The organism is Celeribacter neptunius (genome assembly GCF_900113955.1).
Classification (GTDB): Bacteria; Pseudomonadota; Alphaproteobacteria; order Rhodobacterales; family Rhodobacteraceae; genus Celeribacter; species Celeribacter neptunius.
On sequence record NZ_FORH01000001.1, the window covers coordinates 897,147 to 918,628 of the forward strand.

A 21,482-nucleotide genomic window follows, 5' to 3' on the forward strand; every position below is an offset into this window, starting at 1 on the left:
AGGACCGGAACGTATCGGGGATCAGCCTCGCCGCATCGCCCTGACATTGAGGATCAGAACGAGGGTTGCCAGCAGCAGCGACGCGGCGATCAAAAGCGTCGAGATGGCGTTCAGCTCGGGCGTGGTGCCCTGACGGATCAGGCTGAAGATATAGACGGGCAGGGTGGTCGCGCCGCCGGAGTTCAACAGGTTCGAGGTGATGAAATCGTCCATCGACATGACGAAAGCGGTCATCGCGCCGGCAAAGACACCGGGCAAGATCATCGGCAGGGTGACCAGCCGGAAGGCGGTAAAGGGCGCGGCGTAGAGATCGCGGGCCGCCTCTTCGAAATCCAGTGACATGCCCTGAAGCCGCGCCCGGATCGGCAGGAAGGCGAAAGGCGTGCAAAAGGCCGTGTGGGCAAGAACGAGTTTCAACAGCCCGTTGGTCAGGCCGATCTGGGAAAACAGGATCAAGACGGCCACGGCCAGGACGATTTCGGGCAACAGAAGCGGCAGGTTGACCACGGTTTCCGAGACCCGGCGGAACCTGAGATCCGTCGCGCGGGTCAGCACGATGGCCGCGAGAAGCGCGATCAGCGTGGCGCAGAGGGTCGCGATGACAGCGACCATGACGGAGATCTCCAGCGCGCTCATCAAGGCCTCATTTGCCAGAGCGGCGGCGTACCATTTCGTCGAGAACCCGGTCCAGACCGACACCAGACGGTTGTCGTTGAAGGAATAGACCACCACCACGGCAATCGGCAGATAGAGCCAGAGAAAGAACAGGATGCTGAGCGGGCGCAGGCCGGGATAGGCGCGGATATTGGGCTGTTTCATAGCGTCGCCTCCATTTGACGGCCGGCGCGGCGGGCGTTGAGCAAGAGCGTGAGCACCACGAGGATCAGCAGGACCATGGCGATCGCCGCCCCGAAGGGCCAGTTGCGCGCACCGCCGAATTGGGTCTGGATCAGCGTCCCCATCATCAATTGCTTGCCGCCGCCCAAGAGCATGGGTTCGAGCACCGTGCCGAGACAGGGCACGAAGACGAGGATGCTGCCGGCGGTCAGGCCGGGGGCGGCAAGCGGAAGGATCACGCGTTTGAGCGCGGTCCAGCGCCCGCCATAGAGATCGTGGCTGGCCTCGATCAGCGCCGGGTCGATCTTTTCGACCGAGGCATAGACCGGCAGGATCATCAGCGGGATATAGCTGTAGACCATGCCGGTGATCATCGCACCCGGCGTGAACAGAAAACCGGAAATATCCGCCCCGCCGAAGATCCGGTAGATGCGTTCGAGCAAGCCATCATTGCCGAGAATGATCAGCCAGGCATAGACCCGCACAATCATCGAGACCCAGAATGGCAGGGTCACGAGATAGAGCAGGATGGTTTTCAGCCGGCTCGATTGCTGGGAGATATAATAGGCGACGGGCAGGGCGAGGAGCAGCGAAATCAGCGTCGCACCGCCTGCAAACAGAAGTGTCCGACCGATGATGAGGACATATTTCGGATCGAACTCCAGCTCGTCGGTCCAGCCGACGGTATAGAGGATCTGACGATAAGAGCTGAGATCGAAGGCCCAGTTGAAGCCGCCGTAAGCGCCGCGCTCGGCGACGCTGACGCCCGCGACGATCAGGATCGGCACGATCAGCGTCAGAATCATCAGCGCCCAAGCGGGCACGAGGCCCCAGAAACGAAACGCCTTGCTCATTGTCCCAACACCCTTGCGTCGCTTTCGCGAAAGCCGACCTGCACGGCGGCGCCGATTTCCAGCGAATCCTGATGCGAATGGGCGTTGCGGCGCGATAGGCGCAGGGTCTGTTCGCCGATTTGCACGGTGTAATGGGTGAACCCGCCCATGTAATTGCGCGCACGCACCGTGCCGGTGAGGACCACACCCTCGGCCTGATCGCCGACGCCGATCTTTTCCGGCCGGATCGACATGGTGGCCGGGCCGGGACCGGTCAGGCCCTGATGCGTCGTGGTGATCTCGGCCCCCAGGGCCGTGCGGATCGTTGCCTTGGCGCCGTCGAGCAAGATCACCTCGCCCTCGAGGAAATTCGTATCGCCGATGAAATCCGCGACAAAGCGGTTGGTCGGGTCCTCGTAGATTTCCTTTGGCGAGCCGATCTGTTGCACGCGGCCCTTGCCCATGACCGCGATCCGGTCGGACATGTCGAGCGCTTCTTCCTGATCATGGGTCACGAAGACAAAGGTGATGCCGGTGTCGCGCTGCAGCGCGCGCAGCTCGTCGCGCATCGCCTGGCGCAGTTTCAGATCGAGCGCCGAAAGCGGTTCGTCCAGCAGCAGCACCTCGGGCTCCGCCGCCAGCGCGCGGGCCAGCGCGATCCGCTGCCTCTGACCGCCCGAAAGCTGATCGGGTTTGCGCTGTGCGAATTGCTCCATATGGACCATTTCGAGCATCTGCCCGACGCGTGCGGTGATCCGCGCCTTGTCCCAGCCGAGGTTCTTGAGCCCGAAGGCGATGTTCTGGCTCAGCGTCATATGCGGAAACAGCGCATAGTTCTGGAACACCGTGTTCACCCGGCGTTTGTGCGCCGGCATCTGGGCGATTTCCTGACCGTTGAGCAACAGCGTGCCCGAGCTCGGCGTCTCGAACCCCGCGATCATCCGCAAGAGCGTGGTCTTGCCGCAGCCCGACGGCCCCAGAAGCGTGAAGAATTCGTTCTGGAAAATTTTGAAATCGACATGGTCGAGCGCCGTGTAATCGCCGAAATTTTTCGACACGTTCACGACTTCGATCGCGGAGGAACGGCTCATGCGTTAAGTCCTTGGGTTCGGCCAGTTCTTTGTGGCTGGCTTGTCGTTGTCTCGGGGCTTCGTTTCAGGCGGCCTCGGTGAGGATCATGCGGGCGCATTTCTCACCGATCATCATCGTCGGCGCGTTGGTGTTGCCGCCGATCAGCGTCGGCATCACCGAAGCATCCGCCACGCGCAGCCCTGTGACCCCGCGCACCTTCAGCGTCGCCGGATCGGTCACCGCCATCTCGTCGGTGCCCATCTTGCAGGTGCCGACCGGGTGGAACACGGTCAGCGCCGCGTCGCGCAGGTAGTCAAAGATCCTGGCATCGCTGTCGACCTGTTTGCCCGGCAGCATCTCGACGCCGCGGATCGCATCGAAAGTGCTGTCACCCAAAATGCTCCGCGCCACCTTGATGCCTTCGACCAGCACTTCGGCATCCTGCGGGTCGGAGAAGAATTTCGGATCGATCGCCAGCGCGCCATTCTGACCGAGGCGGATTTCACCGATGGATTTCGGACGCAGCACACAGGTGTGTACGGCATAGCCATGGCCGTATTCGATCACCCGGCCGCGGTGGCTGCGATAGCCGGGGACGAAATGGAACTGAATATCCGGGTTGTCGCCCGCGTATTTCGTGCGGGCAAAGCCGCCCGCCTCGACATAGTTGGTGGTGAACATGCCCTTGCGCTGCGCCAGCCAGCGGAACGGGGCGGCGATCATCGAGGGCAGGTTGCGCACCGACAGGCCCAGCGTCTTGGTGGATCTCGAACGCACCGTGATCATGCCGTCGACATGGTCGCGCAGGTTCTGGCCCACGCCCGGAAGATCATGCGCCACGCGCACGCCCGCCGCCTGCAACATCGCCGCCGGACCGATGCCGGAGCGCAAGAGCAACTCGGGCGAATTGATCGCGCCGGCCGACAGGATCACCTCCTTTTCGGCCTTGAGCAGCTTTTGCCCCTCCGGGCCGGAGACCTCGATACCGGTCGCCTTGCCGTTCTCCACGACCACCCGCTTGGTGTCGGTGCCGGTCAGGATGGTGAGATTGGCGCGGTCGCGCACCGGATGCAGGAAGGCGCGATACGACGACCAGCGCTTGCCGTCATGCTGCGTGACATTGTAGATCCCGAGGCCTTCCTGGGTCTCACCGTTCATATCGGTATTTTCCGCGAGCCCGGCCGCGCGTCCCGCCTTGATGAACATCTTGCCGACCGGGTTCGGGTCGCGGTGCAGCTCGACATGGAGCTCGCCGCCGGTGCCGTGGTATTTCGGGTCCTGGCCGATGGCGTTGTTCTCGAGATCCTTGAACACCGGCAGCACATCGTCCCAGGCCCAGCCGTCACAGCCCAGCTCCGCCCATTCGTCATAGTCGGAGGCGGCGCCGCGAATGTAGAGCATCGAGTTGATCGCCGAGGAACCGCCAAGCGCCTTGCCGCGATTGAGCGGAATGCGGCGGTTGTTCAGCCCCGGCTGCGGCACGCTCATGTAGCTGTAATCGTATTTCGGATCATTATAGAGCGACAGGATGCCGGCGGGCACCTGCACGCGCGGCGAGCTATCCTTGCCGCCAGCCTCGACAATGCACACCCGGGTCTGCGGGTCTTTGGACAGCCGGTTTGCCAGGACGCAGCCCGCCGATCCGGCGCCAACGATGATATAGTCGAAGCTGTCTTTGTGCATTGGAACCTCACTTTGTCCTTTTGCACCTAGGTGCCAGCGCGCGGCGTCTGATGCCCATTCATAAGATTTAACGCGCTGATTAGACGGGCTCTAACATCATTAAATTCAATTAGTTGGCAGGCTTTTCAATTTTTCGGCGGTCGCTCTCGCTTGAGAAATGGGCAGTGCGCATAAAATATATGCACAATAAATCATACAGCAGGGGCGGAAGCTCGGGGCGGCAGATATCGCGATGCCGCGGGATCGCTCTGCGCCGGGCTGCCTTGGATTGCGCAGGCGCGCGCAAGCGGACATGGCACAGGTTGTTTCAGGAATTCCTATGCAGCCCCCGACAGATAAAAAGCCCCGCCCGGAGACCGGGCAGGGCGGGGTATTCAGGCTTTGGGGCGGTCAGTTCAGGTGCCGACGGCAGCGCCTTTCAACGCGTCTTCCGAAGCCTCGTAATCGGCATAGGTGCGTCGGGTGGCGATATGGTCGGCAATATATTTGGCGTCGTGCCAGACGCCCCAGATAAAGGTCGATCCGCGCCGCGACAGCCATGGCAGGCCGAGGAAATACACGCCTTGCTCGGTGGAAACGCCGCGCTGATGCGCAGGTTTGCCCTCCGCGTCGAAGGCATCGACCTTGAGCCAGCTGTAATCCTGCCCGAAACCGGTCGACCAGATGACGGTTTTGATACCGGCCTCGGCGAGATCCAGCTCGGACAGCGGGTTGACCATGCAGTCCGGGTCCGGACGTTTGATCCGGGCGGAGGGTTCCTCCGGCAGGTCGAGCCCGTTGCGGAGGATATAGGCATCGGCGGCATCCAGCAGGGAGCGCAGATTTTCATCGCCGCCGTTCACATTGGCGACCAGATCGGTCCCGAAGAACACCTTGCCATCGGCATAGCTGTTGCTGCGTCCGACCAGCGTCATGCCGCGTGCGGCAAGGTCGCGAAAATCGATGGTCTTGCCGCCGTCGGCACCGCTGACCGCGATGGTGACATGTTCCTTGCCGGGTTCCATGGCGGGGGCATCCCAGAGGCCCAGAACGCCGAGCCACCAGACGAAATCGCGGCCACGATAGCTGCGCGGCGGGCGGTCGTGCGGACCAACGGAGAGGTACACCTTGCGCCCGGCTTTCATCAGCTCCTCGGCGATCTGCACGCCGGAGGAGCCGGCGCCGACCACAAGGATCGCGCCATCTTCGAGCTGGTCGGGATTGCGATAGGCGCTGGAATGCATCTGGGTCACCGGAACGTCAGACGGGATCACCGGCGGGATCACCGGGGTCTGGAACGGGCCGGTGGCGGCGACCACGGTGTTGGCCTCATAGGTCCCGTCGGAGGTCTCGACGATGAACCCCGGCGCGCCCTCTTTCTTGCGCACTTCTTTCACATCGACCCCGCAGCGGATCGGCGCGTCGATCATTCTGGCGTAGTCTTCGAAATATGCGGCGACGCCGTCTTTCGGGACAAAGTCATCCTGGCCGTATCCTTCGAATTCGAGCCCGGGAAAACGGTCGTGCCAGGCCGGACCGTTGGCGACCAGCGAATCCCAGCGCTCGCTGCGCCAGCGTTCGGCGATCCGGGAGCGTTCCAGCGCGACGTGCGAAATGCCAAGCTTGCCGAGATGCTCGCACATCGCGACGCCGGCCTGTCCTCCACCCACAATCAAGGTTTCGACTTTTTCAATCGCCATCGGCTCTTCCTTTCGTGACATCGTGCATGTGGCGCTGATCCGCGCCTTTGCCACGATGATTACGGAACTGCCGGCGCAGCGAAAAACATGATTTATTGAAGCCTTGATTTTGTTTCGGCTAATGGCACGCGTGACACCATCTGTCCTGCGATGAGCGCCTCAGGACGCGACCTGGGTGCGTTGGGGGTGCGTCCGGGGTAAGCCGGCGCGGCGGGGGGACACAGGCAGGGGGTCTGGCGAGGGCTGGCGTTCGGTGATCTCCAGTCTCAATGATGAGTCTCGGTTTTAACCCGGTTTTCCAACCCATGTTACATCTGCTCAAAACTGAGACCGGAAGATCAACCTTTTCAAACGCGCTCATCCAAGAAGTCTGAGACCAATGTCGCATCCGTCCCGGGGCTCGGCATATGCTCGAACAGGTGCGGCTGGCGTCTTGCGCTCGCGTCAGTCAGGCGGCTACGGCTGTTTCAGGGCAATCTCATGACATGCCGCATCCGGGGCCGCGAAAAGCGCGCCGGGATTGAGGAGGCCGTGCGGATCGAGCTGGGCTTTCAAGCCGCGCATCAGGGTCAATTCCTCGGGGCTGCGGCTGCAACCGATCCAACGGGCCTTGATGCGGCCGATCCCGTGTTCTGCGGTCACTGCACCGTGCCAGTCGCGCACCAGCTCGTAGATGACGGACTCGATCCGGTCTTCGGAGATGTCACGACCATCATGGGCCACCAGCAAATGGACATTGCCGTCACCGATATGACCAACCTTGAGCACGGCACCGGCCTCAGGCAGGGTCGCAAGCCTTGCGTCGGCGGCCTCACAGAACTGGCCGAGGGCGGACGGCGAAACCCCAATGTCGAAATTGATGTGGGGACCGAACGCGTCATCCACCTCGCCGACCGCCTCGCGCAACTTCCAAAGCGCCTGCGCCTCGGCACCGGATTTCGCCAGAACCCCGTCCAGCGCGATGCCCTGTTCAAACAGTTCGGTAAAAAGAGCCTCGAGCTCTTCTTCCGCCCGGCCGGTTTCGGCGTCGATCTCGATCAACACGTAAAAGCCATACCTGTCAGCCAGCGGCGAACTGGTCAGCGTGGTCTCCCTGCAGACGAAATCCCAGTAGTCGGGCCACATGCCTTCGAACGCGACGATACGCCCGCCGAACATGCTCCGTGCGAGGTTCAGGCAGTGCAGGGCGGCCGCATGGTCGGGAAGCGCCAGAAGGGCGGTCGCGGTACCCGGAACTTGGCGATGCAGCCGAAGCACGGCCCGGGTCACCAGACCAAGCACGCCTTCCGAGCCGATGAACAGGTGTTTGAGATCAAACCCGGCATTGTCCTTGACCGTTTTCGCGAGGCGGGAGATCACGGACCCGTCCGCCAGCACCGCTTCAAGGCCCAGCACATTGTCGCGTGTCATGCCGCGCTGGAGCACACGGATGCCGCCGGCATTGGTCGCGATCGTGCCGCCGATCGTCGCCGTGCCACGCGCGCCGATGTCGACGCAGTATTCGAGACCGACGGCACGCGCCGCCTCCTGCACCGTCTCAAGCGGCGTGCCGGCCCATGCGGTCAATGTCATCGCCTCCTCGTCGATCTCGATGACGCCGGTGAGGCGTTCCGTCGTGACCGCGACCACGCCCGCCGGACAGCTCGCGCCGCCGGACAGGCCCGTGCGGCCGCCCTGCGGCACGACGCTGAGCGCGTGACGATGGCAGATGGCCATGAGCTGCGACATTTCCTCGGTAGAGGCCGGACGCAGCACGGCGAGCGGCGGCGTGCCTGCCAGCCCGGACTGATCCGTGGCATAGCGGGCGCAATCTTCGGGTGTCGTAAGAACACCATTGGGTCCAAGCGTTTCGGTCAGCTCAGAGATTGCCGCTTTGGGGGCACTGTTCGGTTGAATGCCGGTGCTGTCCATCTATGATACGCTCCTTGGCGCTGAATTGTTCGATCCCTGGAGACCCTCATGCCCCCCAGCAAAATTCTCGGGCGACTGCCCGGCCTGCGGCATTTCATCGAAGTGGCCCAGCTTGGCTCGTTCCGGGCCGCAGCCGACAAGCTGCATGTCGCACCTTCCGCGGTCAGCAAACAGATCAAGAATCTCGAACTGGCGCTCGACATCGAACTGTTTCGCCGCGACCGGGGCCGGGGCGGGCTTGAACTCACGGAAGCCGGAGAGATCCTGTTGTTTCGCTGTGCCTCGGTGATCAACGAATTGACCATCGCCCAGGACGAGATCGATCAGCTGCAGGGGCTGCAGCGCGGTCATCTCCGGCTTGGCGTCAACGAGGTGCTGGCCTCCGATCTTCTGCCCGGTCTCCTGCGGGACATGAGCTACAACCATCCGGGGCTCAAATTCACCATCTATGTCGAGAACACCCGCGAGATCGTCGATCGGATGCAGGACGGCGATATTGACATCGCCCTGGGCTATAACTTCCCGCCGACAGCCGAGATCGAGATCCTGGCGACGCTGAGACGGCGCACCTATGTGGTCACCTCGCTGGATCATCCGTTGGCGCGGCTGCGTTCCGTGCAACTGACGGATATCGACGGCGAGCGGATCATCTTTCCCGATCATTCCGTGCCGATGCGACAGTTGTTGGAGGACGCGCTGGTGCAGAGCGGCGTGAGCCTGCACGAGGTCATGAGCACCAACAGTTTCACCCTGTTGCGGCAGATGGTCGAAAGCGGCATGGGCATCGGCATCGTCTTTGGACGGTTCCTGCAGATCCGGCGCGAAGAGATTGCCTTTGTCGAGCTGACCGACCTGCCATTCGACAGCCCGCCGGTCGCCTGTTGCCGCATGGCGGGACGGACACCGACGGCCTCTTCGGTCGCTTTTGCGGCCGCGATCAAGACCCTGTTCGCCAATTATGGCGGCTGAGACCCTCATCGCTTGTCCAGCGGCCCGCGGTTGTAGTTCTTGTAGATCAGATAGCGGGAGCTGTCCCGACCGAGCGCGCCGAACCATTGCGGCACATGCGGTCCCATCCAGATCGCGTCACCGGCCCCGACCGGATACCATTGATCATCCAGGCGATAGACGCCGCCGCCATCGAGCATGAGCAGCCCGTGCTCCATGAAATGGGTCTCGACATAGGCGAGTGACGCGCCGGGATGAAAATTCATGATGTTGAATTCCGCATCGAACCCGGCCTCGGTCGGCAAGAGCTTTTGCACCATCAGCCAATCGTCGCCCCGCAGTGGCGTGCCCTCAATCTCTGCGACCGAGCCGAAGACCGGGGCGGGCAGATCGCCGCGCGCGAGGAAATGCCATTCGAACAGCACGAAAGACGTGCCTTTGGAGGCGCTCAATGTGGTCTCTTCCTGCGGCGGCAGGAAGGCATAGCCCTCGGGTCCGAGCGCGGGGTTTCCGGGGAAACGGACCTCACCCCCAAGCACGAAGATGAAGCGCGCGACACCTGCCGCCGCCGGGGCGATCTCGCTGAGATCCTCCACCGCCCGCACCAGCCCCATGGCGAATTTCGCGCCCATATCCGGGCTGATGAGAAAGGCCAGCTCGGCCCCCGGCCAGTCCGGCTGGGTGATCCATTCATGGCTTTCCGGGGTCAGAAGGGCGTGGTTGCGGCGGATATCGGAACGGGTCTGTCCAAAGCTGGGGTTCATGAGTTCTCTCCGGTCGGGCAGGGGGCCGGGCGCTGGCCCGCATAGGTCAGGATCAGGTCGCGCAAAAGCGCCATGCGGCGCGCCAGTGGCGAGACCAGGATATGTTCTTGCGGCGAATGCCAATTGTTGCCGATCGCACCGAGCCCGTCGAGGGTCGGCACACCGGCCGCACAGGTGAAATTACCGTCGCTACCGCCGCCCGAGCGGGTCTCGATCATCGGAACGCCGAGGGCTGCGTTGATCTCGGTAGCGCGTGCAAACATGGAACGCGTCTCGGGCGTCCGCGCGAGACAGGGCTTCTCGATCTCGCCCGAGAGCCGGATTCTCACATCCGGATCGTCGGATCGGAGCGCCCTGAGCTGGCTTTCGATGTCATGCCCCAGAGCATCCTCGGCAAAGCGGATATCGAGATCACAGGCGGCATGACCCGCCACCACGTTGGGTTCGGTGCCGCCGCGAACACGGCCGACATTCACCGTGGTTTCGGTTGCGAGATCCGTCATCGCCTCGATCCTGCCGATGCTGCGGGCCAGTTGCAGAATGGCGGAGCGACCGTCGGCGAAGGCGGAGCCGGCATGGCTTTCCCGACCATGGAAATCGAGCGTGTATTTCGCGCGCCCTTTGCGAAAGGTGATCGCCTCGTCGCCGCGCGCCGGTTCAGGGATCAGCGCCGCGCCGTGTTTGCGCGCCTCTGCCTGAATGAGCCCGTGCGAGGTGGGCGAGCCGATTTCCTCGTCGGAATTGTAGATCAGCGTGACCGGACCGGGCAGGCCCCTGCCGCTTTGCACGATATCGCGCATGGCGCAGAGCGCGAGATAACCGCCGCCTTTCATATCCGCGATGCCCGGGCCGTATTGCCGGTCGCCGTCGCGGCGGATCTCGACGCTTCCCGGCTCACAAACCGTGTCGATGTGGCTGGTCACCAGCACACCGGGGCCATCGCCGCCCTTGAACCGGGCGATGAGATGATCGCCCATGCCGTCACGACCTGGGATGCGCTCGATTGCGCATCCCAGTGGCGCCAGCTCTGAGGCGATCTGATCCACCAGCCGGGTGATGCCGGAAATATCGCCGGTGGGCGTGTCGATTTCGACCCAGCGCATCAGGCCGTCGAGAATGTCTTCGCTTGTCATGTCTTAACTCAGGCTGTCTTCAAAATCCTGCCAGATGCTTGGCGCGAGTTGGAGGGCGGTCTCCTTCGGGTGTGCCTGTTGCCAATGGGCTTCGATCTCGGCGCCCGTTGTGGCCCAGACACCGGGGTGGGACATCGCTTCGCCGAGGAGAGCGGCCAGATTGGCGAAGCGATGTCCCCAAGCCGAACGAGCCGGCGAGACGCAGAGGTTGAAATAGCGCCCGCGCCGATACTGCGCCCGGAATTCTGCCCGCCAGTTGTTGAGAAGCGCCTGCGGGCGTTCCAGCCCGGTGCCCTCGCGGGGAAACATCAGAAAGAACGTGTCGTCGAAATGGTAGTAATAGGGCAGCGCCAGAAGTGCCTCGGCCTTTGCAGCATCACTCACCCAATAATAGGGCGCGTCATCGGCGAGCCCGTTGCCGATATAGGTATAGCCCTGAGCTTTCAGCAGGCTGATGGTGTCATCCGTGGCGCAGCCGGTGGCGGCACGATCGTCAGGACGCGAGAGCGCGAACCAGCCCTTGGGCTTGGCACCGGTCACGCGGGTGAGCACCTCGGTGGCGCGGGCCATATGCTCCTCTTCCTGACCCGCCTCCAGCAGGGCGGGATCTTCGCCATAAAGCCCCTGGGCCGCGATCTCGTGACCGGCGGTCAGGATGCGCCCCATGAGATCGGGATAGCTCTCGGCGACAAGCGCCGGGGTCGCGAAGGTCGCGCGAATCCCGAGATCCTCAAAGAGCGCGAGAAAGCGGTCCAGCCCCTCGTTTATCCCATAGTGCCATGTCGGGTAGGCAAGGTCCTTGGCGGTGATGCCGGTGCCTGTACCCGCCGGGTTCAGGTTCACCGTCAATCCGAGCGCCATGCTCCGCCCCTCGGGCCAGCGGATCTGGGCGTCACGCATGCCGATTTCGTCGGAGGTGGTGTAAAAGTCTTTCCAGGGCATGGGGTTACTCCGAGACTGACGTGAGGGGATAGGTGGTGAGAATATGCTGTGCGAGCGTGTCGCAGGTCGGGAACCAGACCCCGGGCAGGGTTTTCATCCGCTGGATCAGCCGCTGGATCATGTCGACGCGCATGGCATGACCGGAGACGAACGGGTGCAGCAGGAAATTGACGTAGCCGCCCTGTTTATATTGCTGCAGAAACGCCGCCCACCAGATCTCGAACACCTCGTCGACATCCATGACGCGCTGCGCATCATTGGGTGTGTCGAGCCAGCCGAAGCTGAAATACATCGCATCGTCGAGCGCGTAATGGAACGGCAATTGCAGGATCGGGTTTTCACCCATCTTGTCCAGCTCGTAAAATGGCATGTCATGAGCGGAGGTGAAGGAGTTGTAGACCACGCCCTTGGATTTCAGCAGGGCGGGCGTGTGACTGGACCGGGTGCCGGTGACGGGTTTTCCCTGCACCGCGCTCAGAGCCGCGAGGGTCCGGGACAGATGCGCCTCTTCGATCTCGGGGTCGGGATAGACCTCGTGTTCCCACATGTGATCGGCCAGTTCGTGACCGTTCTTCACCACATCTGCCAGCGCCTCGGGATACAGCTCGCAGATACGTCCGGGGGTGAACAGCGTGACTTTCACATCCTCCGCATCGAACATCTCCATGATGCGCCAGACACCGACACGGCCGCCGAATTCGCCCTTGGCCTTCTGGCCCCAGGGTTCATTCAGAAGCCGGCGCAGCAGCATGGCGTCGAAATCGAGGGTGAAGTTCACAGCGATCTTCACGCCCTCGGGATAGGCGAAATCCGCGATGGGGATCCGCCGGGAGCGCTGGAACCGCGCGGTGTCCACAAGGCTTTGAAAGGCATCTGGGGCAGGGGGGGTATCGGGTGTCATGTCTCACTCCGGGCAATGTGGGATGTCTTGGGGCCCCGCGGCAGGCCCGCGTGGTAATGGACGGCCGCTTCGGCGGCCTTGAGCCCGGCGATCACCGGGTTGATCACGGGCACGCCGGTGGCGCGCGACAAGGCCTCGGGCAGACCGGGGATGAAGGAGAGGGCAAAACAGCCCAGCACCAGAACATCCGCGCCCTGTGCAACACTCTCGCGGGCCTGCGCCTCGATCGCAGGCAAATGCCTGTCCGGGTCTCGAATGAGATCGGCAACCGAACCACCGACCATCACCTCGCCCGCAAAGCTGCCCTCGAGGCCGATGCCGCGGATCCGGCGCCGCAGACCGGGCGGGGTGGGATCGGAGGAAAGGACGGCGAAGCGCTCGCCGAGCTGCGCGGCTGCAAGCAGGCCCGCCTCACCCGGTCCGATCACTGGCAGACCGGCAACCTCGCTCAGCGCCGTCACGGCGGGATCGCTGAAACAACCGATCAGCACCGCGTCATGGTGCTCGGCCCAAGTCGCAGCCACCTCACGCAACGCCGGAAACACCATGGCGGCATCCGCAGCGCTTTCGATGGCGCGGGGGCCTTTTTCCGGGGAGGCGATCTCCACCCTGGCGGAGGGCGCCCACTCGCGCAGCATCTGCAACCGTCGCGCGACAACATCTTCTCCGGCTGTGCGGTGAAGCGGGCTGACGAGTTGATAGAGCAAACGGGGAGGCGCCGACGGATCGGTCATGTCTATGATCTTTCTATAGGTGTCTTCCGATCCCGCAGGATCAGAAGGCGCGTTGCAGGCCGACGAGTTTCTGGACAAGCGCCACACCGCCGATGGACAGCAGGATCGAAATCGTTGCGGCGGCGGCGGCGGTGGGTTTGAATTCGTAGGTCAGGAAGTCGAACAGCGCGAGCGGCAGGGTGTTGCCCCCCAGCGGCTTGAGCAGAAGCGAGATCGTGTAGAGATCGAAACTGTTGATGAAAGCAAAGATCGCTCCCATCGCCAGCCCCGGCATGACCAGCGGCAGGATGACCAGCCGGAAGGTCTGCCACCCCGTCGCGCCCAGTGAGGCGGAGGCCTCTTCGAGCGACGGCGGCACCTGTCGCAGCGCGGCCGAGATCGACACATAGGCATAGGGGAAGGACATCAGGATATGGCCGAATTGCAGCCCGGTGACGGTCTTGCCCAATTCGATCTTGTAGAGAAAGAACAAGAGACCGACCGCGGTGAGCAGCTCTGGCACCAGAAGCGGCAGCGTCATGCCGAGCTGAAACAGGCCGGAGAGCCTGCCCGAAAGCCCCTGTCCGGCCAGCGCCGCCATCATCGCAACCGTGCTGGTGACGACGGCGGTGATCGCTCCGATCCGCAGCGACATCAGCAAGCCGTCGACCAGATCCTGACGCGCGAAGAATTCCTGATACCAACGCAGAGACAGGCCGCGCGGCGGGAATTCGATCATCAGCCCATCGGTCAGCGAGGCACCGACGATGGTGACGACCGGCACCAGCAGGAAAATGTAAAGCGCAATGATCAGCACGGCAAAGCCGAGATTCACGCTGCGTTGCCCTCCAAAGGTTTGTGCGGCCATGCTCATGCCCGGGCCCTCTCGTTGAGTTTCCATGTCAGACGGGTGAACAGCACCACGACCAGCACCGTGGAGAACGACAGAACGATCGCCAGTGCCGAGCCGAAGGGCCATTGAAAGGTTCCGGTCAGCTCGCCGATGATCAGGGTCGGCATATAGCTCACCATCTGCCCGCCCAGAAGCGCCGGGGTCACATAGGCCGCGACGGCCAGCACATAGACCAGGATCACGCCGGGCTGGATGCCCGGAAAGCTCAAGGGCAGGATGATGTCGCGAAACACCTGATAGCGGCTCGCCCCCATGGAGGCCGAGGCCTCGGTCAGGCTTTGCGGGATATTGCGCAGGGCATTGTTGATCGGCAGCACCATGAAGGGCACGAAGACATGCACCAGCGCCAGGATCACCAGCGACTGGGTGAACAACAGCCGCAACGGCCGTTCGATGATCCCCAACGCGATCAGACTCTCGTTGAGCGGGCCGTTGAGCGCGGCGACGATCATCCAGCCGAAGTTGCGCACCAGCACGCCGGTCATCAGCGGCGAGGCGATACAGGCGTAGAGAAACACCGCCTTGAAGCCTTTCGCCCGCGACAGGTGCCAGGCGATCGGATAGCTGACGACGAGACAGAGCAGGGTGACGATCCCGGCGGTGTAGAGCGAGCGCCTGAGCACGCCCCAATAGTATCCGTCCCCGAGAATCCGGGTGTAATGCATCCATGTGTAGTCTTCGCCGAAAGGTTCGGAACTGCCTGGTGTGCGAAAACTCATCTCGACCATATTCGTGATCGGCAGGATCATGAAAACGAAGATCAGCGCCAGCGCCGGCAAGGCCAGCGCCCATGTCAGTTTCTTCGACCGGATCATGGCGCGACCTCCGGCATCAGCCAGGCGTGCGACAGGTCGATGGCAATGCCGACCCGGTCGCCGGCGCCGACCTCATGGTTCGGGGGCGCGGTCAGTTTGAGCCGACCGCCTTCGGGCAGGGCGATCTCGCAATGCAGCGATGCCCCCAGGAAGGCGCATTTGATCACCTCGCCCTCGAAAGTTGCCGTGTCTCCGGTGGTCACGAGGGTCAGGCTCTCGGGCCGCAGCAGCAATTCGGCTGCGGCGTTTTTCAACAACCCGGGAACGCCCTCGACCTCGATATCCGCCCCCGCGACATGGACGCTGTAGCGCCCCTCCGCGACCGGCTGAACCCTTTGCGCGGTCAGGAAATTGGCCTCACCGGTGAAATCGGCGACATAGCGTTCGCTGGGTTTCTGATAAATCTCGCGCGGGGTGGCGAATTGCGCCACGCGACCCGCTTTCATCACCGCAACCATATCCGACATCGCCATGGCTTCGGATTGGTCATGGGTGACGTAAAAGGCGGTGATCCCTGATTGCTGTTGCAAATCCCGGATCAGCCAACGCACCTCGTCGCGCAGCCTTGCGTCGAGGTTGGCCAGCGGCTCGTCGAGCAACAGCAACCGTGGCTTGAGCACCAGCGCGCGCGCCAGCGCCACGCGCTGCTGTTGCCCACCGGAAATTTCGCGCGGCAACCGGTCTTCAAGCCCGGTCAGCCGCACCAGTTTCATCACATCGAAGACGCGGGTTTCGATCTCGCCCTTCGAGCGTTTTTGCAAGCGCAGCCCGTAGCCGATATTCTCGGCTACGGTCATATGCGGGAACAAGGCGTAGTTTTGAAACACCACGCCGAATTTGCGACGGTTGGAAGGCACGTTGAGGATGCTCTCGCCATCCACCAGGATGTCACCGCCATTCGGCTCGTGAAATCCGGCAAGACACCGAAGCGTCGTGCTTTTGCCGCAACCCGAGGGCCCGAGCAGCGTGACGAGCTGCCCGGTTTCTGCGGTGAGAGAGACACCATCAAGCGCAAGAAAATCATCGTAGGACTTGCGCAGGTTTTTGACTTCAACCGTCGTCATTTCTTAGATCGTCCGTTCCCAGAGGTCGTTCAGAGCCGGCATGATGGACAGGGTCTCATCCCAGTCAAACCGGATCGCTTGTGAAACCACTTCGGGCTGAAGCGGCCATTTTTGCAGTTCTTCGGGCAGCTCGACGGTCTTGTTCGTCGGAGCGATCAGCCAGTTTTCCGCCATCCAGAGCTGGATCTCCGGGCTGAGCACGAAGTTCACATAGTCCAGACCAAGTTGCTTGTCGGGGCTGTTCTTGAACACGGAGAAGGAGTGGTCGAACACCATCATGCCTTCTTCCGGCACGACGTAATCGATCGGCACGCCCTGTTCCTGCATGGTCTTGATCTCGCCGAGATCGATCGGCGCGACGGCGATCTGACCCTGTGTCAGAAGCGGCGTCAACTGGGCCGAATAGCCGATCTGCGGGAACGGCCCGAGTTCCTTGAATTTCGCGACGGCGGTTTCGATGTCGTCGCGGCCCGAGCCGAAATGCTCACCGGCCCAGAGCGCCATCATGGTCGCGGCCGAGTTGGTGATCTTGTAGAGGCCCAAGAGGCCACGGAACCGCTCGTCCCAGAGATCTGCCCAGCCTTTGGGCGGCTCATCGACCATGTCGGTGCGGTAAGCCAGAACCAGCGGCGCCAGCATGCCGGTGACGGCGGTATTGCCCTTGAGGACCGCAGGCTCGATGACATCGGCCATGTTCGGCACCAACGCGGGGGTCAGCTCTTCGAAATAATCGTCATTGCGGATCATCGCGGTGTATTTTTCGTTGAGCATCACGGCGGGGAAGGGCGGGTTTTCCGGGCCGGCGGCGCGGAAGTTGGAAATCCAGGCCATGCCGAGACCGATGTCGAGATCGAAATCCTTGCCGATCTGCTCGGCGAATTTCGGCATCACGAATTTGCGCCAGTCGTTTTCCCAGCGGCCGCCGAACATGTTCACGATGAACGTGTCCGACTGCGCGAAAGATGGAAGGCCAATGGCCCCGAGGGCTGCCGCCCCCGCGCTGGTCTTTAGAAAGTTGCGTCGCGTCAGAGTCATGGAGTGTCTCCTGTTGGGTTTCTTTGTTGTCGGACGACGGCAGCAAGGGGAGGAACGCTGCCGCCGACCGTGTCTGCCCGCTTGTTTGAGAGCGGGATTCTGGTGGCGATCTACATCTCGATGTTCTCGGGATCGAGGTGCAAATCGATCAAGAGGGGGCCGGAACGGTTCTGGATCGCGCGACAGGCCGCGTCGAGACTGTCCGCGTCGGTTACGCGCTGAGTGGCAAATCCGAGGGTTGCGCAGGTCGCCGCAAAATCTATGCGCGCGATCATCGACAGCTCCGGATCCATGTTGCGGTTGGTGAACTGGACATGCTCCGCGCCGTAACTGCCGTCGTTGCAGAGGAGGATGATCACGTCCGCCTTTTCGCGCACGAGGGTGACAAGCTCGCTCAGGCCAGACAGGGAGAACCCGCCATCGCCCGCCACCAGCACGGTCGGGCGATCCGTGATCGCGGTTGCGGCGCCGATGGTTTCGCCCAAACCGCAGCCGATGGCGCCGAAATGCGAGCTGTAAACCAGATCGGCGGGCCGCGTCACCGGCAGGTTGCGCCAGGCGGTGGTGACGAAGCGCCCCAGATCGGTGACCAGCACCCGCGCTTCGGGCAGGGCTTGGTTCAAGCGCCGCAGGGCAGGGACCATGTCGACACACCCGGAGGCGACATCTGCCGCGTCGGGAATGCGGGCAAAGGCGTCGGCTTCCATCGCGAGCCGTGGCGCGAGATCATGCGTCGCACCGGAGCCGGGAATGTCGGCCAGATCCATGAGTTCCGTGAACGCCTGGGCCGTGCCCGCGATGTCTCCGATCAGACGCAATGTCGGCATGTCCAGACGCGGGTTTTCTTCGGCATCGGCCAAAATCTGCACCACACGTTTGCCCTTGGTATAGGCGCGCTCTTCGGTGGTGTGTTTGCTGAGGCTGGCCCCGAAGGCGAGGATGCAGTCGGATTGCATGATGACCTCGATCGCTGTCGGATGGCTCAGCCCGCCGCAAATGCCGATATTGCCGGGCTCGCCGTGGAACAACCCCTGGGCTTTGAGCGTCGTGGCCAACGGGGCCTCGATCCGCTCTGCAAGCGCGACAAGCGCCGCGCGGGCCTCCGGCGTACAGGCGCCGCGACCGGCCAGGATCAGCGGACGACGGGCAGAGGCCAGCATTCCGGCAGCCTCTTCAAGAAGCTCCCCCGTGGCCGGGGCAGAAACATAGTGCGGGAGCGGCGCGGTCGGCGCGCTGCCGGGCAGGGGCTCCCACATCAGATCGACGCGCATGTTAAAGACAACCGGGCAGCGACGCTGCGCCGCGATGCAGAAGGCACGGTTGAGATCTTCGAGCGCCGTCGCGGCACTGCGCATATCGACGAACACGGCACCCGTGCTGGCGACGACCTCTCTCTGGTTGATATTCTGCAGATGTTGCAGGTCGCCGGGCGGCGTATCACCGCAGAGCACCACGAGGGGAATGCCGCCGCGCGCAGCCTCGGACAGCGCGGTGACCACATTGGTCAGCGCCGGGCCATGGGTGATCGTCGCAACCCCGGTGCGCCCGGTGGTCTGGGCAAAACCGATGGCCGCCAGAACAGCGTGCGCTTCGTGGGTGCAGGCGACATAGCGGCCGATGTTTGCATCGACATAGGCCTCGACCATGAACAGGTTGGCGTCTCCGACGAGTCCGTAGAGATGCGTGGTGTTATGGGCCACCAGTGCCTTGGCCAGCCCCTGGTGCAATTTCATGTCTGTGGCAGTATCTCTCATGTCTCGCCGTCGGTCTGATCTGTGTATGAGAGGACTATAGGCGCGGCCAAAGGCCTACAAAAGTTCATTTTAATTCATAAAATAGTTCCAAAATGGAACCTTTCAAAACAATGTATCGCGACGGGTTCTTTGACCAGGACTCCTGTGCTGACCCTACGTGTTTTCGAGAAACTTGCGGGCGTCTCAGACGTGTTGAGACGGATCCTTCAGGCAATTCTGTGAAAACCGCCCCCAAGACGTCAGCCTGCGGACCGAGAGGGCATGCAGAGGTTCGCGCGCGTTGCGACCTCGAACGCAGACATCTCAAGCGCTCTGTTCATGTAATCCAACCGGAGCAGCAGGGCGGCTTTCTGCAATTTCCAGCCTCAGCACCTGAGGCTCAGCTTTCAGCCAGTTTTCCCGCTCGCGCGACAGGATATCAATATTCCGATAATTGATATTATGTATATTTAGTAGATCGTCCAAATATAAGATATGCCATGCAAGCCTCTGTAAATACGCCTAGAAACTCGGTGGCGTCGAGGCGCTGATGACTTCGCAAGGTTCCGGTCCCACCTGACGGAAACGATGCGGTGTGCGGCTTTCGAAATAATACGCGTCGCCGGGACCGAGGATCTTGCGCTCTTCGCCGACGGTGACCTCGACGCGGCCGGAAATCACGATGCCACTTTCTTCGCCCTCGTGGCCGTACATCACGCGACCCGTGTCGGCGCCGATCTCGTAGCGCTCTCTGAGCATCATCAGTGCACGGCCGAAGAGCGATTGTCCGACCTGTTTCAACGAGACCTTGCCTTTGCCGATCTCGGTGAGCTCCTCGGCGGCGTAGAAGATCTGCCGCTCGCTTTCCGGCTCGAAGGCGAAGAATTCCGACAGGCTTACCGGAATGCCTGCGAGGATCTTGTGCAGCGCGCCGACGGACGGGTTCATCTTGCCGGACTCGATGAGAGAGATCGTCGAGTTCGGCACGCCGACCTTTTTCGCCAGCGATCGCTGCGACAGACCGGCACGATCACGCACGACGCGCAAACGATGGCCAAGGCCCAAATCATCCTGTGAGGTGTTCGGAGTGTTCATTATTCGCATAACATTGTATTTTTCACACGCAATTATAATGCCTTACAAAATAAAAGAAACAGAGTTTTTAAAGATCGGGAAACCGCGTAGCCTTTTTTTCAAATCGCATAAACCCCGTTTTCCAAAGGAAACTCCAGATGACGAACGCAGATCTCGCGACCCGCCGCGTCGACGCCATGGCCCGTGGCGTCGGTGTCATGACCGACCATTTCATCACCCGTGCCCAGAACGCGGAAGTCTGGGACGAAGACGGCACTCGTCTGATCGATTTTGCCGCCGGCATCGCCGTGGTGAACACCGGTCACCGTCACCCGAAAGTCATGGAAGCGGTGAAAGCCCAGCTCGACGGGTTCACCCATACCTGCCATCAGGTTTTGCCCTATGCGCCCTATGTCCGCCTCGCCGAACGCCTGAACGAGAAGGTTCCGGGCGACTTTGACAAGAAGAGCGTCTTTGTCACGACCGGCGCAGAAGCCGTTGAAAATGCGATCAAATGCGCCCGCGCCTATACCGGTCGCCCGGCGGTGATCGCCTTTGGCGGCGGTTTTCATGGCCGGACGTTCATGGGCATGTCGCTGACCGGCAAGGTGGTGCCTTACAAGGTCGGTTTCGGCGCGATGATGCCCGACGTGTTCCACGTCCCCTACCCCTGTGCGCTGCATGGCGTCTCGGTCGATGACAGCTTTGCCGCCATCGAGGCGCTGTTCAAGGCCGATGTCGATCCGGCCCGCGTTGCCGCCGTCATTTTCGAGCCGGTTCAGGGCGAAGGCGGGTTCTACCCGGCACCGGCCGAGTTCGTCACCCGCCTGCGGGCGCTTTGTGATAAACATGGCATCGTGATGATCGCCGACGAGGTGCAGACCGGGTTTGGCCGCACCGGCACGCTCTTTGCCATGGAGCAATATGACGTCGCCGCCGATATCACCACCATGGCCAAAGGTCTGGGCGGTGGTCTGCCGATCTCGGCGCTGACCGGCAAGGCGGAGATCATGGACGCAGCCGCGCCGGGTGGCTTGGGTGGCACCTATGGTGGCAACCCGCTGGGCATCGCCGCCGGCAACGCCGTTCTGGACGTGATCGAGGAGGAAGGCCTTTGTGCACGCGCCAATGAATTTGGCAGTAAACTCAAATCTGTACTGGGCGACATTCAGGCCGAGACCCCGGAGCTTGCCGATATCCGCGGCCCCGGCTTCATGGTCGCCGCCGAATTCATGACCACCGATGGCAAGCCCAATCCGGAGCTGACCAATCAAATCCGCATAGAGGCTTTGCAGCGCGGGCTCGTGCTTTTGACTTGCGGCGTTTACGGCAACGTGATCCGTTTCCTCGCGCCTCTGACCATCGAAGAGACGGTGTTCGACGAGGCGATGGAGATTCTGAAAGAGGCGGTGAAAGCCGCCCGGAAAGGCTGA

The 21,482-nt window shown here is 62.2% G+C and carries 19 protein-coding genes; 2 read left to right on the forward strand and 17 right to left on the reverse strand.

The window, feature by feature from the left end; genetic code table 11:
* Positions 1 to 21 precede the first annotated feature (21 nt).
* The 6 genes from BM151_RS04405 to BM151_RS04430 form a co-directional block, all read right to left on the reverse strand.
* Entirely contained in the window at positions 22 to 819 is a 798-nt protein-coding gene (locus tag BM151_RS04405; RefSeq protein ID WP_090057983.1) for an ABC transporter permease, read from the reverse strand.
* Complete coding sequence (locus tag BM151_RS04410; protein WP_090057986.1) at positions 816 to 1,691, reverse strand: ABC transporter permease; 876 nt, start codon at positions 1,689 to 1,691, stop codon at positions 816 to 818. Before BM151_RS04410 ends, BM151_RS04405 begins: the two co-directional genes overlap by 4 nt.
* Positions 1,688 to 2,761 carry an ABC transporter ATP-binding protein gene (locus BM151_RS04415; RefSeq protein ID WP_090057988.1) on the reverse strand — a complete coding sequence of 358 codons (1,074 nt, stop codon included), beginning with the start codon at positions 2,759 to 2,761 and terminating at the stop codon, positions 1,688 to 1,690. Before BM151_RS04415 ends, BM151_RS04410 begins: the two co-directional genes overlap by 4 nt.
* Before the next feature lie 64 nt (positions 2,762 to 2,825).
* Positions 2,826 to 4,424 carry a GMC family oxidoreductase gene (locus BM151_RS04420; protein WP_090057991.1) on the reverse strand — a complete coding sequence of 533 codons (1,599 nt, stop codon included), beginning with the start codon at positions 4,422 to 4,424 and terminating at the stop codon, positions 2,826 to 2,828.
* 395 nt (positions 4,425 to 4,819) lie between these two features.
* Positions 4,820 to 6,103, reverse strand: coding sequence for a flavin-containing monooxygenase (locus BM151_RS04425; RefSeq protein WP_090057993.1), 1,284 nt, complete (start codon positions 6,101 to 6,103; stop codon positions 4,820 to 4,822).
* A gap of 456 nt (positions 6,104 to 6,559) precedes the next feature.
* Positions 6,560 to 8,014: an FAD-binding oxidoreductase gene (locus tag BM151_RS04430; protein ID WP_090058001.1), complete on the reverse strand. Its 1,455-nt coding sequence runs from the start codon at positions 8,012 to 8,014 to the stop codon at positions 6,560 to 6,562.
* Between the two features lie 48 nt (positions 8,015 to 8,062).
* On the opposite strand from BM151_RS04430, the gene BM151_RS04435 reads away from it, so the two are divergent.
* Complete coding sequence (locus BM151_RS04435) at positions 8,063 to 8,983, forward strand: LysR family transcriptional regulator (RefSeq protein ID WP_090058020.1); 921 nt, start codon at positions 8,063 to 8,065, stop codon at positions 8,981 to 8,983.
* Between the two features lie 5 nt (positions 8,984 to 8,988).
* Here BM151_RS04435 and allE read toward each other — a convergent pair whose 3' ends face one another.
* The 11 genes from allE to BM151_RS04490 all read right to left on the reverse strand — a co-directional run bounded on the left by allE (position 8,989) and on the right by BM151_RS04490 (position 20,070).
* Positions 8,989 to 9,726 carry a (S)-ureidoglycine aminohydrolase gene (gene allE / locus BM151_RS04440; protein WP_090058023.1) on the reverse strand — a complete coding sequence of 246 codons (738 nt, stop codon included), beginning with the start codon at positions 9,724 to 9,726 and terminating at the stop codon, positions 8,989 to 8,991.
* On the reverse strand, positions 9,723 to 10,859 hold the full coding sequence (locus tag BM151_RS04445; protein ID WP_090058027.1) for a M20 family metallopeptidase: 1,137 nt from the start codon (positions 10,857 to 10,859) through the stop codon (positions 9,723 to 9,725). Before BM151_RS04445 ends, allE begins: the two co-directional genes overlap by 4 nt.
* Positions 10,860 to 10,862: 3 nt before the next feature.
* Positions 10,863 to 11,801: a polysaccharide deacetylase family protein gene (locus BM151_RS04450; RefSeq protein ID WP_090058031.1), complete on the reverse strand. Its 939-nt coding sequence runs from the start codon at positions 11,799 to 11,801 to the stop codon at positions 10,863 to 10,865.
* 4 nt (positions 11,802 to 11,805) lie between these two features.
* The gene (locus tag BM151_RS04455) at positions 11,806 to 12,702 is read right to left on the reverse strand and encodes a polysaccharide deacetylase family protein (protein WP_090058034.1); all 897 of its coding nucleotides are present in this window, start codon (positions 12,700 to 12,702) and stop codon (positions 11,806 to 11,808) included.
* On the reverse strand, positions 12,699 to 13,436 hold the full coding sequence (locus BM151_RS04460) for an aspartate/glutamate racemase family protein (protein ID WP_090058038.1): 738 nt from the start codon (positions 13,434 to 13,436) through the stop codon (positions 12,699 to 12,701). Before BM151_RS04460 ends, BM151_RS04455 begins: the two co-directional genes overlap by 4 nt.
* Before the next feature lie 40 nt (positions 13,437 to 13,476).
* Complete coding sequence (locus BM151_RS04465; RefSeq protein WP_090058041.1) at positions 13,477 to 14,289, reverse strand: ABC transporter permease; 813 nt, start codon at positions 14,287 to 14,289, stop codon at positions 13,477 to 13,479.
* Positions 14,286 to 15,143, reverse strand: coding sequence for an ABC transporter permease (locus BM151_RS04470; protein WP_090058047.1), 858 nt, complete (start codon positions 15,141 to 15,143; stop codon positions 14,286 to 14,288). The genes BM151_RS04465 and BM151_RS04470 overlap by 4 nt, the downstream gene beginning before the upstream one ends.
* Complete coding sequence (locus BM151_RS04475; RefSeq protein WP_090058051.1) at positions 15,140 to 16,207, reverse strand: ABC transporter ATP-binding protein; 1,068 nt, start codon at positions 16,205 to 16,207, stop codon at positions 15,140 to 15,142. Before BM151_RS04475 ends, BM151_RS04470 begins: the two co-directional genes overlap by 4 nt.
* Before the next feature lie 3 nt (positions 16,208 to 16,210).
* Positions 16,211 to 17,242 (reverse strand): ABC transporter substrate-binding protein, encoded by a 1,032-nt coding sequence (locus BM151_RS04480; RefSeq protein WP_090058054.1) that lies wholly within the window; start codon positions 17,240 to 17,242, stop codon positions 16,211 to 16,213.
* Positions 17,243 to 17,352: 110 nt separating this feature from the next.
* Positions 17,353 to 18,975, reverse strand: a complete 1,623-nt coding sequence (locus tag BM151_RS04485; RefSeq protein WP_245781093.1) for a thiamine pyrophosphate-binding protein — start codon at positions 18,973 to 18,975, stop codon at positions 17,353 to 17,355.
* 522 nt (positions 18,976 to 19,497) lie between these two features.
* Positions 19,498 to 20,070, reverse strand: coding sequence for a cupin domain-containing protein (locus tag BM151_RS04490; protein WP_090058062.1), 573 nt, complete (start codon positions 20,068 to 20,070; stop codon positions 19,498 to 19,500).
* Positions 20,071 to 20,207: 137 nt separating this feature from the next.
* Here BM151_RS04490 and BM151_RS04495 point away from each other — a divergent pair, with 137 nt between their 5' ends.
* Positions 20,208 to 21,482 carry a 4-aminobutyrate--2-oxoglutarate transaminase gene (locus BM151_RS04495; protein WP_090058065.1) on the forward strand — a complete coding sequence of 425 codons (1,275 nt, stop codon included), beginning with the start codon at positions 20,208 to 20,210 and terminating at the stop codon, positions 21,480 to 21,482.